General features: G+C 61.8%; 11 protein-coding genes and 4 tRNA genes. All 15 read left to right on the plus strand.

Annotated elements, in window-relative coordinates:
- The first annotated feature begins 43 nt into the window (after positions 1-43).
- Positions 44-1003 carry a J domain-containing protein gene (locus KY496_RS19890; RefSeq protein WP_184238392.1) on the plus strand — a complete coding sequence of 320 codons (960 nt, stop codon included), beginning with the start codon at positions 44-46 and terminating at the stop codon, positions 1001-1003.
- Positions 1004-1170: 167 nt separating this feature from the next.
- A complete protein-coding gene (locus KY496_RS19895) occupies positions 1171-2829 on the plus strand; it encodes a tetratricopeptide repeat-containing response regulator (protein ID WP_219862091.1) in 1659 nt (552 codons plus the stop codon).
- Between the two features lie 13 nt (positions 2830-2842).
- A complete protein-coding gene (locus KY496_RS19900; RefSeq protein WP_184238388.1) occupies positions 2843-4387 on the plus strand; it encodes an HDOD domain-containing protein in 1545 nt (514 codons plus the stop codon).
- Between the two features lie 320 nt (positions 4388-4707).
- Positions 4708-4792, plus strand: a tRNA-Tyr gene (locus KY496_RS19905).
- 38 nt (positions 4793-4830) lie between these two features.
- Positions 4831-4904 (plus strand) — tRNA-Gly (locus KY496_RS19910).
- 33 nt (positions 4905-4937) lie between these two features.
- Positions 4938-5012 (plus strand) — tRNA-Thr (locus KY496_RS19915).
- Positions 5013-5097: 85 nt separating this feature from the next.
- Entirely contained in the window at positions 5098-6288 is a 1191-nt protein-coding gene (tuf, locus tag KY496_RS19920) for an elongation factor Tu (RefSeq protein WP_005663511.1), read from the plus strand.
- A gap of 108 nt (positions 6289-6396) precedes the next feature.
- A tRNA-Trp gene (locus KY496_RS19925) sits at positions 6397-6472 on the plus strand.
- A 36-nt stretch (positions 6473-6508) separates the two neighbouring features.
- Positions 6509-6895, plus strand: coding sequence for a preprotein translocase subunit SecE (gene secE, locus KY496_RS19930; protein ID WP_005663637.1), 387 nt, complete (start codon positions 6509-6511; stop codon positions 6893-6895).
- Between the two features lies 1 nt (position 6896).
- Entirely contained in the window at positions 6897-7517 is a 621-nt protein-coding gene (nusG, locus tag KY496_RS19935; RefSeq protein WP_005663636.1) for a transcription termination/antitermination protein NusG, read from the plus strand.
- A gap of 111 nt (positions 7518-7628) precedes the next feature.
- Positions 7629-8060 (plus strand): 50S ribosomal protein L11, encoded by a 432-nt coding sequence (gene rplK, locus KY496_RS19940; RefSeq protein WP_005663634.1) that lies wholly within the window; start codon positions 7629-7631, stop codon positions 8058-8060.
- Positions 8060-8761: a 50S ribosomal protein L1 gene (gene rplA / locus KY496_RS19945; protein WP_219862093.1), complete on the plus strand. Its 702-nt coding sequence runs from the start codon at positions 8060-8062 to the stop codon at positions 8759-8761. Before rplK ends, rplA begins: the two co-directional genes overlap by 1 nt.
- A gap of 298 nt (positions 8762-9059) precedes the next feature.
- Positions 9060-9590, plus strand: coding sequence for a 50S ribosomal protein L10 (gene rplJ, locus KY496_RS19950; protein WP_005663630.1), 531 nt, complete (start codon positions 9060-9062; stop codon positions 9588-9590).
- Between the two features lie 57 nt (positions 9591-9647).
- The gene (gene rplL / locus KY496_RS19955) at positions 9648-10025 is read left to right on the plus strand and encodes a 50S ribosomal protein L7/L12 (protein ID WP_005663628.1); all 378 of its coding nucleotides are present in this window, start codon (positions 9648-9650) and stop codon (positions 10023-10025) included.
- A gap of 300 nt (positions 10026-10325) precedes the next feature.
- A complete protein-coding gene (gene rpoB / locus KY496_RS19960) occupies positions 10326-14435 on the plus strand; it encodes a DNA-directed RNA polymerase subunit beta (protein WP_005663627.1) in 4110 nt (1369 codons plus the stop codon).
- Positions 14436-14657 lie beyond the last annotated feature (222 nt).

The following is a 14657-nucleotide window of genomic DNA, read 5'->3' on the forward strand; positions in this document are numbered from 1 at the left end:
CAGACAAAACGCGCAGGGTAGAAGCGGGTAGACTTGACAGATCATGGCCAAGATTCATACACATTATGACAACCTGAAGGTGTCGCGTCATGCGCCCCAGGAAGTCATTCGTGCTTCCTACAAGGCCCTGAGCCAGAAATACCACCCCGATAAAAACCCGGGCGACGAAAAGTCCGCCCGCATCATGGCGGTCGTCAATACCGCCTACAACGTCCTGTCCGATCCCGTCCGCCGCAAGGAACACGACGAATGGATCGCCGCCGAGGAGTGGGAAGTCGAGTGGCTGGAAAGCTCGAACGCCAAGGAAGGCCAGCCGCGCAAGAACGCCGACAACTGGGAGGGGCAGCCGCCGCCCAAGCCGCGCCGCAAGCGCCTGTGGCGCGATCCGCGCTGGTGGCTGGGCATGTCGGGCTGCTTCGTGGCCGGCGCCGTCGTCGCCGTGCTGACGATCGAACAACAACCCAACATTATCCCGAGCGCACTGGCCTGGGGCGGCATCGCCCAGGACCCCGTCAAGACCGGCCGCCCGGACGCGCTGGGCGTCGACGCCAGCAGTGACGACTGGGCCCGCCGCATCGGTCCGGACGGCGCCAAGGGCCCGCCGCCCGAGGTGCGCGCGCTCGCCGTCACCCAGCTGGCGGTGCCGGCCCGCGCCCCCGACTGCAGCACCGACCTGCAGACACTGGCGTCGCCCAGCGGCGATCCCTGGCCGCTCGAGTCTTCCTACCTGCCCGGCTACCCGGTCGGCAACGAGGGGACAGAAATGCAGGTCGTGGTCGACAACAGCGCCAACGCGGCGCCGGTATTCGTCAAGCTGTACGACCTCGACCGCCGCGCCAACGTCAGGCACGCCTTCGTGCAGCAGCGCTCGAACTTCACCTTCGACAAGCTGGCCGCCGGCAAGTACGAGGTGCGTTACCAGAACGTGGTCGACGGCGCCAGCAAGTCCGAGTGCGACGGCCGCCATACGGCCCTGCGCCAGGCCGCGGCCGATATGCAATAAGCGGCCCACAATCAGCTGGCTGTCGTTTTTTCGGCGTACTGACACTTTCTCGTGTCAGGACCTACCCCGATTTCATTATTTTCGTTCCGCGCCGTAATATACTGGCCAGATGCCGCGCGCCCATGCAGCCACGGCGCCACGCCCAACGCAGGCTTACACGGACCATCATGAACGAACTGGAAGGCCTGACGGCCCTGATCATCGAGCCCCACGCGGGGATGCGGGCCAGCATCCACAGCATGCTCACGCTGTGCGGCCTGACCCGGATCGAGCACGCCAGCACCTCCAACCAGGCCGTCAAGCACCTGGGCCTGCGCCAGTTCGACATGATCCTGTGCGAATACGACCTGGAAGGCGGCCAGGATGGCCAGCAACTGCTGGAAGACCTGCGCCACCACAGGCTGATGCGGCTGGCCACCATGTTCTTCATGGTCACGGCCGAAGGCAACCACAGCAAGGTGGTCAGCGCCGCCGAGCTGGCGCCCACCGACTATATCCTCAAGCCGTTCACCGCCGACCGCCTGCTCGAGCGCATCGCACGCGCCCTCGACAAGCGCAATGCCTTCCTGCCGGTGTACACCCTGATGGAAGCGGGCGACCAGGAGGAGGCGATCGCCGCCTGCATCGAAGGCCAGCGCCTGCACGCGCGCTACGCGGTCGACTTCCTGCGCCTGCGCGCCGAGCTGCACATGTTCCTGGGCCAGGCCGACCAGGCCGAGCCGATCTATCGCCACCTGGTCGAGATCAAGGCGATCGCCTGGGCCCGGCTCGGCCTGGCCAAGACCCTGTTCGTGCGCAAGCAATTCACCGAAGCGCGCGACATCCTGGAAGACCTGGTCGACACCAACCGCAACTTCGTCGACGCCTACGACTGGCTGGCGCGCACCCACGCGGCGGTCGGCGAATTGCAGAAATCGCAGGCGGTGCTGAGCGACGCGGTGGCGGTGTCGCCGCATGCCGTGCGGCGCCTGCGCACCCTGGCCGACACCGCCTTCGAGGCGGGCGACGTCGACACCGCCGAAAAAGCCCTGCGCCAGGTGGTGGGCAAGGCCAAATACTCCGAATTTCGCGACCCCGAGGACCACGTCAAGCTGGTGCGCGCGCTGGTGCACAAGGGCGATCCCGTCGGCGCCGCCGCCGTGGTGCGCGACCTCGACCGCTCGATGGGCGGGCGCGCCAATACCCCGCTGTGCAGCGCGATCGCCTCGGCCCTGGTGCACGAATACACCGGCAACGAGCAGCGCCTGGGCGAAGCGCTGGGCGCGGCCCTGGCGTCAAGCAAGGATGCGCCCAATCTGTCGCCCGACCTCAAGCTCGAGCTGGCGCGCACCTGCATCGACAATGGCCGCGAAGAAGGCGCTTCCGAGATCGTGCGCGAGGTGATGAGCAATGCCTCGAGCGACGCCATGGTCACCCGCGCCATGGGCGTGCTGGAGCAGGCAGGTAGAAGCGAGCTGGCGCAGACGCTGGCCCAGCAGAGCCGCCAGCAGGTGGTCGACCTGGTCGCCGGCGGCGCCGCGCGCGCCAGGGACGGCGACTACCAGGGCGCGGTGAGGCTGATGCTGGAAGCGGCCACCAAGTTGCCGAGCAATCCGGCGGTGGCCTTCAATGCCGCGCTGGCGGTGCTGCGCTGCCTCGAGCACGAGGGCTGGGACAACCGCCTCGGCGCCCAGGTGCCGGGCCTGATCGGCAATGTGCGCAAGCTCGATGCGCTCAATCCCAAGCTGCCGGCGCTGGCGGCGCTGCACCAGCAGGTGCTGAAACAATACAATCAAGGACTGCGACAAGGCGCGCATGCTGCCGCGCCGCTGCGCAAGGCCGGCTGAGCGGAGCGACGCCATGGCCGACATCCCCCAGGACTGCGCCCCGCGCCGCGTGCGACCCGCCCTGATGCGTAAACTCAGCGGCACCGAACGCATGTTCACCCTGGGCGGCGCCATCGCCCATGTGATCGGCATGGGGTATAGCGACGACCTGAGCACGGCCGACCTCGCGTATTACGTGGTGTCCGACGTCGCCCTGACCCAGCGCATCCTGCGCCTGTCCAACACGGTCCAGTACCGCACCCTGTCCGGCACGCCGGTGACGACGATCTCGCGCGCCATTTCCCTGCTCGGCTTCGACAATGTGCGCGCCGCCGCGCTGGCGATGCTGCTGGTCGATGCGCTCGACACCGCCGAGCACGGCGTGCGGGTGGAACTCGAAGCCGCCCTGTGCGCCAGCCTGGTCGGCCGCGAGCTGGCGCGCCACAGCCCGATCCCCGGGGCCGAGGAAGCGGCGATCTGCGCGCTGTTCAAGAACCTGGGCGCACTGCTGCTGGCCAGTCACGAGCCGGAGCGCTACCGGGAAATCGCCGCGTTCGTGGCGGCCGGCAAGCATAGCCCCAGCCAGGCTGCGCAACTGATCCTGGGCTGCAGCTTTGAGGTTTTGTCCGAGGCGATCTTGCGCGAGTGGCAGATGCCGGAGTTGATCGTGCAGGCCCAGGCGACGCTGCCGCCGGGACCGCTCGAGGCCGCGTTTGATCGCGACGAATGGATGCGGCAGGTGGCCGCCTTCAGCCGCGACGTGGCGCGCCTGATGGGGCGCCATCACGATCCGGCCGCCGCGACCGAGACCCAGGAACTGATACGGCGCTATGGCGCGGCGCTGGGCGTCGACCATCCGGCCATGGTGGCGCTGTACGACGAGGTGCAGGAAGGCATGAACGGCATGCTGCAGAGCATGAACATGGAGCGCGCGCCGAAGACCGATCCGAAGGCCGCCAGCAGCCTGCCGAACGTGCTGGCGCTGGCCACCCTGGACGCGGGCGAGGACGACGAGGGCGAGTTCCACCCCAGCGGCAAGCCGAAGAATGCGCGCGACCTGCTGCTGGCGGGCGTGCAGGACGTGACCCTGCTGGGCGGGTGCGGCGCCGGCGTCAACGACGTCATCATGGCCGTGCTCGAGACCCTGTACGGCGCGCTGGGCTTCCGCTTCGCCACCGTGTGCCTGCGCGACGCGCGCACGAAACAGTTCCGCGCCCGGGTGTCGCTGGGCGAGGGCAGCGTCGACCTGCAGGATGGTTTTGTTTTCCCCTGCGCCTTCACGCGCGACGTGTTCCACCTGGCGCTCGAAAACGACGCCGACATGATGATTGCGGACGCCTTCAGCCCCAGGATCCGCGACCTGCTGCCGGCCTGGTACAAGACTTTGCTGCCGGACGCCGAGAGTTTCATCGTCCTGCCGCTGGTGGTCGGCAAGGCCGGGCTGGGCCTGATCTACGCCGACCGCATCTTCCCCGCGCCCGAGGGCGTGGCGCCGGACGAGACGGCCCTGATCAAGGCGCTCAAGGCGCAGGTGCTGGCGGCGCTGGCGCCGGCGGGTGCGGGCAACCCCCAGCCTTAATTAACGTCGTTCCCGCGGAGGCGGGAACCTCATTCCGCTGCGCCCCGATAGCGTTTCTCTCCGCCACAACAATACGCATGAAAACTTGGGTTCCCGCCTCCGCGGGAACGACGTTGGTAAGCTGTGCTGGTGTGCCAACGGGCCAATTCCAAATCAGTTCATAAAGATTTTTTCGCACTTGGCAAAATCACCCTTGCAGCTTTACAGTCCGACCGTTACAATCACGCCCCGAAGCAACGCTGTCAGGCGAAGTAGAAAATCTTCTACCAAAACCTGATTGACAGTACGTTGAGCTTGCTTCATACTCTGCGGTTCTTCGCGGTGGGGTGGCCGAGTGGTTAAAGGCAGCAGACTGTAAATCTGCCCTCTCTGAGTACGCTGGTTCGAATCCAGCCCCCACCACCAAAAAGAAGATCGTGAAGTCGGATTTGAAGTTGTACCTCGCGGGTGTAGCTCAATGGTAGAGCAGAAGCCTTCCAAGCTTACGACGAGGGTTCGATTCCCTTCACCCGCTCCAGTTAGTGCGGTGGTTTCTACATCGCAAAAATCAGCCCTTGTAGCTCAGTGGTAGAGCACTCCCTTGGTAAGGGAGAGGCCACGTGTTCAATCCACGTCAAGGGCACCAGAATTTTGTACGGCAGTCGCGTTGCACTCGTCCGTCAGGTGTGCCTGGTAATCCCCAAAATATCGTTAGATCTTAGGAGTCTGAAATGGCAAAAGGTAAATTCGAACGGACCAAGCCGCACGTGAACGTCGGCACCATCGGTCACGTTGACCACGGTAAAACCACCCTGACGGCTGCAATCGCTACCGTCCTGTCGAAGAAATTCGGCGGCGAAGCCAAGGCCTACGACCAGATCGACGCGGCTCCAGAAGAAAAAGCACGCGGCATCACCATCAACACCGCGCACGTCGAGTACGAAACCGAAAACCGTCACTACGCGCACGTTGACTGCCCAGGCCACGCCGACTACATCAAGAACATGATTACCGGTGCTGCGCAGATGGACGGCGCGATCCTGGTGTGCTCGGCCGCTGACGGCCCAATGCCACAGACCCGCGAGCACATCCTGCTGGCGCGTCAGGTTGGCGTTCCATACATCATCGTGTTCCTGAACAAGTGCGACCTGGTCGACGACGCAGAACTGCTGGAACTGGTCGAAATGGAAGTCCGCGAACTGCTGTCGAAGTACGAGTTCCCAGGCGACGACCTGCCAATCATCAAGGGTTCGGCACGTATGGCGCTGGAAGGTCAGCCAGGCGAAATGGGCGAAGAGTGCATCGCCCGTCTGGCAGAAGCTCTGGACACCTACATCCCAACCCCGGAACGTGCTGTTGACGGCGCCTTCCTGATGCCAGTCGAAGACGTGTTCTCGATCTCGGGCCGCGGCACCGTCGTGACCGGTCGTGTCGAGCGCGGCGTGATCAAAGTCGGCGAAGAAATCGAAATCGTCGGTATCGTTGACACCGTCAAGACCACCTGCACCGGCGTGGAAATGTTCCGCAAGCTGCTGGATCAAGGTCAAGCTGGCGACAACGTCGGTCTGCTGCTGCGCGGCACCAAGCGTGAAGACGTGCAGCGTGGTCAGGTTCTGGCAAAGCCAGGCTCGATCAAGCCACACAGCAACTTCACCGGTGAGATCTACGTCCTGTCGAAAGACGAAGGCGGCCGTCACACCCCGTTCTTCAACAACTATCGTCCTCAGTTCTACTTCCGTACGACTGACGTGACCGGTTCGATCGAACTGCCAGCAGACAAAGAAATGGTCATGCCAGGCGACAACGTCTCGATCACCGTCAAGCTGATCGCTCCGATCGCGATGGAAGAAGGTCTGCGCTTCGCAATCCGCGAAGGCGGCCGTACCGTCGGCGCCGGCGTGGTTGCCAAGATCATCGCCTAATTCATCAGGCGATAGAGGGAAACGGAAACATCTCCGTTTCCCTCGAACAGCATTGCCAGCGAGCGCGCGCTTGCTGTATAATGCTGGATTCAGCAGTAAAGTTTTCGTAGGGGTGTAGCTCAATTGGCAGAGCGTCGGTCTCCAAAACCGAAGGTCGCGGGTTCGATTCCCTCCGCCCCTGCCACCGAATTCTGGTGCGCAGCACCGAAAGTAAAGAAGAATGTCTAATCAATCCGTGCAAACTGTCAGCACCTCGAATGACAAGTTCAAGGTCGCGCTGGCGGTGGTTGCAGCGATTGCAGGCGTCGTCGGGTTCTTCTACCTGACTGGCCAGAACAAACCAGCCTTGGTCGCCGCAGGCGCCCTCGTGGCTGGTTTAGTTTTTGCTGTCCTGCTTTTGTGGACTTCCACCACTGGCCGTGATTTCCTGAGCTTCGCCAAGGAGTCGGTGCGCGAGACCAAGAAGGTCGTCTGGCCTACCCGCCGCGAAGCCATGCAGATCACCGGCATCGTGTTCGCCTTCGTGGTCGTGATGGCGATTTTCCTGTGGGGCACGGATAAGCTTCTCGAGCTCCTGTTGTACGACTTTGTCCTGGGTTGGAAATAACATGAGCGATAACGTGCAAGACAATGCACCAGTGCCGGGCGATGTCCCGGCACAAGACGCTGCGGCTGCGCCGCTGAGCGTCCCGGTCAGCAACAAGCGCTGGTACGTCGTCCATGTCTATTCGGGCATGGAAAAGAGCGTGATGCGCGCCCTGAACGAGCGCGTCGAGCGCGCAGGGATGCAAGACCAGTTCGGCCAGATCCTGGTGCCGACCGAGGAAGTCGTCGAGATGCGCAACGGCACCAAAGCCGTTTCCGAGCGCCGCTTCTTCCCGGGCTACGTGCTGGTTGAGATGGAAATGACCGACGAAACCTGGCACCTGGTGAAGAACACCAGCAAGGTCACCGGCTTCATCGGCGGCAAATCGAACAAGCCGACCCCGATCCCAGCACGCGAGATCGACAAGATCATGCAGCAGGTGCAAGAGGGTGTCGAAAAGCCACGGCCAAAAGTGCTGTACGAAGTGGGCGAGCAAGTCCGCATCAAGGAAGGCCCGTTCACCGACTTCAACGGCAACGTCGAGGAAGTCAACTACGAAAAGTCGAAGGTGCGTGTTTCTGTTACCATCTTCGGTCGTTCGACTCCGGTGGAGCTGGAGTTCGGACAGGTAGAGAAAGTCTAAACGCCGTAATCGGAGCGTCGCAGTAGTCAGGCGGAATCCGGTAAGAGGAGCCCCGCCGAGACGAGTAGTCGTGGTGGGGCGCTACTACTCAAGTCAAGATAGGAGCCAGACATGGCAAAGAAAATCATTGGCTTTATCAAGCTGCAAGTCCCAGCTGGTAAGGCAAACCCATCCCCACCGATCGGTCCTGCACTCGGTCAGCGTGGCCTGAACATCATGGAATTCTGCAAGGCGTTCAACGCGCAGACCCAGGGTATGGAACCAGGCATGCCGATCCCGGTCGTGATCACCGCGTTCGCCGACAAGTCCTTCACCTTCGTGATGAAGACCCCGCCGGCAACCTACCTGATCAAGAAAGCCGCCGGCATCACCAAGGGCTCGGCCAAGCCGCACACCGACAAGGTTGCCAAGCTGACCCGCGCTCAAGCTGAAGAAATCGCAAAAACCAAGCAGCCGGACCTGACCGCCGCCGACATGGACGCAGCAGTGCGTATCATCGCTGGCTCGGCACGTTCGATGGGCATCACGGTGGAGGGTCTGTAATGGCTAAGCTGTCCAAGCGCGTCAAAGCAATCAAAGCAAAAGTTGACCGTAACAAGGTCTATGAGTTCGACAACGCTGTGTCGATCATCAAGGAATTCGCCACCGCCAAGTTCAACGAGTCGATCGACGTCGCCGTTCAACTGGGCGTGGACCCGAAGAAGTCGGATCAAGTGGTCCGCGGTTCGGTCGTGCTGCCAGCTGGCACCGGCAAGACCGTGCGCGTCGCTGTGTTCGCTTCGGGCGAAAAGGCTGAAGCTGCCAAGGCAGCCGGCGCCGACGTGGTCGGCATGGAAGACCTGGCAGAGCGCGTGAAGGCCGGCGACATGCCGTTCGACATCGTGATCGCTTCGCCAGACACCATGCGTATCGTCGGTACCCTGGGTCAGATCCTGGGCCCACGCGGCCTGATGCCGAACCCGAAAGTCGGCACCGTGACCCCTGACGTCGCTACCGCCGTCAAGAACGCCAAAGCCGGTCAGGTCCAGTACCGTACCGACAAGGCAGGTATCGTCCACGCGACCATCGGCCGCAAGTCGTTCAGCGACGCAGATCTGAAGACCAACCTGGTCGCCCTGATCGACGCACTGAACAAGGCCAAGCCGGCCACCTCGAAAGGCGTGTACCTGCGTAAGGTCGCCCTGTCGTCGACCATGGGCGCTGGCGTCCGTGTCGATCACGCTTCGATCTCGGCTGCTGCCTAAGAACGTCATCCCCGCGCAGGCGGGGACCTAAGTTAAAAGTCCTTGCAGTTTCATCGTGAGGCGCATCTTTGGGCTGTCGGAGCTGAACACCGCTCCGGCAGGCAATCAAAGACCGTTGGGCCGAAAGCAGAGGTTGAGCTGACGGTTAATAGACCACCCAACGCAGATGGTGTACCCGAACAAGTTTTGTAGTCCAGCTGTGTGAATGTATCCGCCCAGTTTTAAGACTTCTTAACTTCGGACGCCGTGTGTTCGAACCGATATGGACATCCGTTCATATCATTTAAGGAGATTGACCGTGGGTCTTAATCTGAATGACAAAAAGGTCGTCGTCGAAGAAGTTTCCGCAAAAGTAGCAACTGCGCAAACCATCGTCGTGGCTGAGTACCGTGGCATCCAGGTTAGTCACTTGACCAAGCTCCGTGCAACCGCACGTGCCCAGGGTGTGTACCTGCGTGTTCTGAAGAACACGCTGGCTCGCCGCTCTGTCGAAGGCACGCAGTTTGCCCCGCTGGCTGACGCCATGACCGGTCCGCTGATCTACTCGATCTCGGACGACGCCGTTGCTGCCGCTAAAGTCCTCGCCGACTTCGCGAAAACCAACGACAAGCTGGTCCTGAAAGCCGGTAACTACGCAGGTAAGCAGCTCGACGTAGCTGGTGTTACCGCGTTGGCAAGCATCCCATCCCGTGAAGTCCTCATCTCGCAGCTGTTGGGCGTCATGCTGGCTCCGGTGTCGGGCTTTGCACGTGGTCTGGCTGCACTGGCAGCGAAAAAAGGCGAAGGTTCGGAAGCTGCTCCTGCAGCCGAAGAAACCGCTGCAGCTTAATAGCGCAGCCTTTTTTCTCAAGTACTAACTACACACAATATACAACTGGAGTTTCAAATGGCAATTAGCAAAGACGATATCCTGAACGCAGTGAGCGAAATGTCCGTCATGGACCTGAACGAACTGGTCAAGGCATTCGAAGAGAAGTTCGGCGTGTCGGCAGCTGCAATGGCAGCACCGGCAGCTGGCGGCGCCGCTGGCGGTGCAGCTGCTGCTGAAGAGCAGACCGAGTTCAACGTTGTTCTGTCGGAAGTCGGCGCGAACAAGGTCGGCGTCATCAAGGCAGTCCGTGAAATCACCGGTCTGGGCCTGAAAGAAGCCAAGGACCTGGTCGACGGCGCACCGAAGACCGTGAAAGAAGCCCTGCCAAAAGCTGACGCTGAAGCCGCTAAGAAGAAGCTGGAAGAAGCTGGCGCCAAGGCCGAGCTGAAGTAATACATAAGCACCGGGCGCTTGAAATACAGTGCCCAGCGCGGGAGTCAAAGCTTGCAAAACCTGCCGGAAGGCAGGGGATGCGGCTTTGGCTCTTTTGTCGTCCCTGCGGCAAACGTCGAGATTTACATGGCGACAGGGAATAAGTAGTACCCCGTTTCAGCAGCATCGTATCACAGCAGTTTGCTTGTCCTTTTCATCTGGCGCGAAAGAGTAAGAGACTTCAGGGCTTGCGTGTGGTAGTGGCGTTCGCCACTGGCAATTCCTGAATTCTCCATCCTTTCTGTCACTCACGGAGTGTCCATGCACTACTCATTTACTGAGAAGAAGCGCATTCGCAAGTCGTTCGCGAAGCGCGCCAACGTTCACAACGTTCCCTACCTGCTGGCTACCCAGCTGGAATCCTACGAGAACTTCCTGCAGGCCGAATTCGCTCCGTCCTCGCGCAAGAACGAAGGCCTGCAATCGGCCTTCTCCTCGATTTTCCCTATCGTGTCGCACAATGGTTTTGCGCGCCTCGAGTTCCTGTCGTATGTGCTGGGCGACCCTGCGTTTGACGTGAAAGAGTGCCAGCAGCGTGGCCTGACCTTCGCGTCGCCGCTGCGCGCCAAGGTGCGTCTGGTGATCCTGGACAAGGAATCGCCGACCAAGCCAGTCGTCAAGGAAATGAAAGAGCAGGAAGTCTATATGGGCGAGCTGCCGCTGATGACCACGAACGGTTCGTTCGTGATCAACGGCACCGAGCGCGTCATCGTCTCCCAGCTGCACCGTTCGCCTGGCGTGTTCTTCGAACACGACCGCGGCAAGACCCACTCGTCGGGCAAGCTGCTGTTCTCGGCACGTATCATTCCTTACCGCGGCTCGTGGCTGGACTTCGAGTTCGACCCGAAAGACATCCTGTTCTTCCGCGTCGACCGTCGCCGCAAGATGCCGGTAACGATCCTGCTGAAGGCCATCGGCATGACGCCGGAGCAGATCCTGGCGAACTTCTTCGTCTTCGACAACTTCACCCTGCGTAACGACGGCGGCGAACTCGAGTTCGTTTCCGAGCGTCTGCGCGGCGAAGTCGCGCGCTTCGACATCGTCGATCCGAAGTCGGGCAAGACCATCGTCACCAAGGACAAGCGCATCAACGCCAAGCACGTCCGTGACATCGAAGCCGCCGGTATCAAGAGCATTTCGGTGCCGGAAGACTACCTGCTGGGCCGCGTGCTGGCCAAGAACATCGTCGACCAGGACACCGGCGAGATCATCGCCGTGGCCAACGACGAGCTGACCGAAGAACTGCTGGGCAAGCTGCGCGACGCCAGCGTGACCGACATCCAGACGCTGTACACCAACGATCTGGACCAGGGCGCCTACATCTCGCAAACCCTGCGCACCGACGACACCGCCGACCAGACCGCCGCACGCGTGGCGATCTACCGCATGATGCGTCCTGGCGAACCGCCAACCGAAGAATCGGTCGAAGCCCTGTTCAACGGCCTGTTCTACATGCCGGAACGCTACGACCTGTCGGCTGTCGGCCGCATGAAGTTCAACCGCCGTATCGGCCGTGACGAACTGACCGGCGACATGACCCTGTCGAATGAAGACATCCTGGCCGTGATCAAGATCCTGGTCGAGCTGCGCAATGGCCGCGGCGAAGTCGACGACATCGATCACCTGGGTAACCGCCGCGTGCGTTGCGTCGGCGAACTGGCTGAGAACCAGTTCCGTGCCGGCCTGGTGCGCGTGGAACGCGCCGTCAAGGAACGCCTCGGCCAAGCCGAAGCGGACAACCTGATGCCGCACGACCTGATCAACAGCAAGCCGATCTCGGCCGCGATCCGCGAATTCTTCGGTTCGTCGCAGCTGTCGCAGTTCATGGACCAGACCAACCCGCTGTCGGAAGTCACCCACAAGCGCCGCGTCTCGGCACTGGGACCGGGCGGTCTGACCCGCGAACGCGCCGGCTTCGAGGTGCGCGACGTGCACCCGACCCACTACGGCCGCGTGTGCCCGATCGAAACGCCTGAAGGCCCGAACATCGGCCTGATCAACTCGCTGGCTCTGTACGCCCGCCTGAACGAATACGGCTTCCTGGAAACCCCGTACCGCAAGGTCGAGGATTCGAAAGTCACCGACAAGATCGAATACCTGTCGGCGATCGAAGAAGGCCGCTACATCATCGCCCAGGCGAATGCGAAGATCAACGACGAAGGCCAGCTGGTCGACGAACTGGTCTCGGCGCGTGAAGCCGGCGAAACGATCCTGGTCTCGCCAGAGCGCATCCAGTACATGGACGTCGCCCCGGGCCAGATCGTGTCGGTCGCAGCATCGCTGATTCCGTTCCTGGAGCACGATGACGCGAACCGTGCACTGATGGGCGCCAACATGCAGCGCCAGGCCGTGCCTTGCCTGCGTCCAGAGAAAGCCGTGGTCGGCACCGGTATCGAGCGCACCGTCGCGGTCGACTCGGGCACCACCGTGCAGGCCCTGCGTGGCGGCGTGGTCGACTACATCGATGCCGGTCGCGTGGTCATTCGCGTGAACGACGATGAAGCGCAGGCTGGCGAAGTCGGCGTCGACATCTACAACCTGATCAAGTACACCCGTTCGAACCAGAACACCAACATCAACCAGCGTCCGATCGTGCAGGTTGGCGACCGCGTTGCCCGTGGCGACGTGATTGCCGACGGCGCATCGACCGACCTGGGCGAGCTGGCACTGGGCCAGAACATGCTGGTGGCGTTCATGCCGTGGAACGGCCTGAACTTCGAAGACTCGATCCTGATCTCGGAAAACGTCGTCAAGGACGACCGTTACACCTCGATCCACATCGAAGAACTGTCGGTTGTCGCTCGCGACACCAAACTGGGCGCGGAAGAAATCACCCGCGACATCTCGAACCTGGCAGAAAACCAGCTGGCGCGCCTGGATGAATCGGGCATCGTCTACATCGGCGCCGAAGTGCAAGCCGGCGACGTGCTGGTCGGTAAGGTCACCCCGAAAGGCGAGACCCAGCTGACCCCTGAAGAAAAGCTGCTGCGCGCGATCTTCGGCGAAAAAGCGTCGGATGTGAAAGACACCTCGCTGCGCGTGCCTTCGGGCATGGTCGGCACCGTGATCGACGTGCAAGTGTTCACCCGCGAAGGCATCCAGCGCGACAAGCGCGCCCAGCAGATCATCGACGACGAGCTGAAGCGTTTCCGCCTGGACCTGAACGACCAGATGCGTATCGTGGAAGGCGATGCCTTCGAGCGTCTGGAGCGTATGCTGGTCGGCAAGATCGTCAACGGCGGTCCGAAGAAGCTGGCCAAGGGCGCGGCGATCACCTCGGAATACCTGGCGGACCTGGACAAGTTCCACTGGTTCGACATCCGTCCGGCCGACGACGACACCGCGAACGCACTGGAAGCGATCAAGGAATCGATCAACGAAAAGCGTCACCAGTTCGACCTGGCCTTCGAAGAAAAGCGCAAGAAGTTGACCCAGGGCGACGAGCTGCAGCCTGGCGTGCAGAAGATGGTCAAGGTCTACCTGGCCGTCAAGCGCCGCCTGCAGTCGGGCGACAAGATGGCGGGCCGCCACGGTAACAAGGGTGTGGTCTCGCGTATCGTGCCGGTGGAAGACATGCCGTTCATGGCGGACGGTCGTCCTGCCGACGTCGTGCTGAACCCGCTGGGCGTTCCGTCGCGTATGAACGTCGGTCAGATCCTGGAAACCCACCTCGGCTGGGCAGCGAAGGGCCTGGGCTGGCGCATCGGCGAAATGCTGCAGGCGCAAGCGAAGGCGGCAGATCTGCGCACCTTCCTGGGCAAGATCTACAACGAAACCGGCCGCAAGGAAGACCTGGACAGCTTCAGCGATGAAGAAATCCTGAGCCTGGCACAGAACCTCAAGAACGGCGTGCCGTTCGCGACCCCGGTGTTCGATGGCGCCCACGAGGAAGACATCCGCCGCATGCTGGACCTGGCGTTCCCGGACGACATCGCTGCCCACCTGGGCATGACGCCGTCGAAGAACCAGGTCACCATGTTCGACGGCCGCACCGGCGAAGCGTTCGAGCGCAAGGTCACCGTCGGCTTCATGCACATGCTGAAGCTGCACCACCTGGTCGACGACAAGATGCACGCCCGTTCGACCGGTCCGTACTCGCTGGTGACGCAGCAGCCGCTGGGCGGTAAAGCCCAGTTCGGTGGCCAGCGCTTCGGTGAGATGGAGGTGTGGGCACTGGAAGCGTACGGCGCATCGTACGTGCTGCAGGAAATGCTGACTGTGAAGTCGGACGACGTGAACGGCCGTACCAAGGTGTACGAGAACCTGGTCAAGGGCGACCACGTGATCGACGCCGGCATGCCGGAATCGTTCAACGTGCTGGTCAAGGAAATCCGTTCGCTGGGTATCGACATCGATCTCGAGCGCAACTAAGCAGGGCCAGCATGGCCGCCAGCCTTCGGGCTGGTCCGCGCCTTCAAGACCGTCGTTCCCGCGCAGGCGGGAACCTAAGCCCGGCGATCAGCCGGCAAACTTGGATTCCCGCCTGCGCGGGAATGACGGTTTTTAGGATAGTGGGATCAGCAAACGCCGGCGAAAATCGGTGAGAACGTGGCGGTAGTAGTATTCAGTACAGAATCAATCACCTTTGGAGTG

This window comes from Massilia sp. NP310, from assembly GCF_019443485.1.
Classification (GTDB): Bacteria; Pseudomonadota; Gammaproteobacteria; order Burkholderiales; family Burkholderiaceae_D; genus Telluria; species Telluria timonae.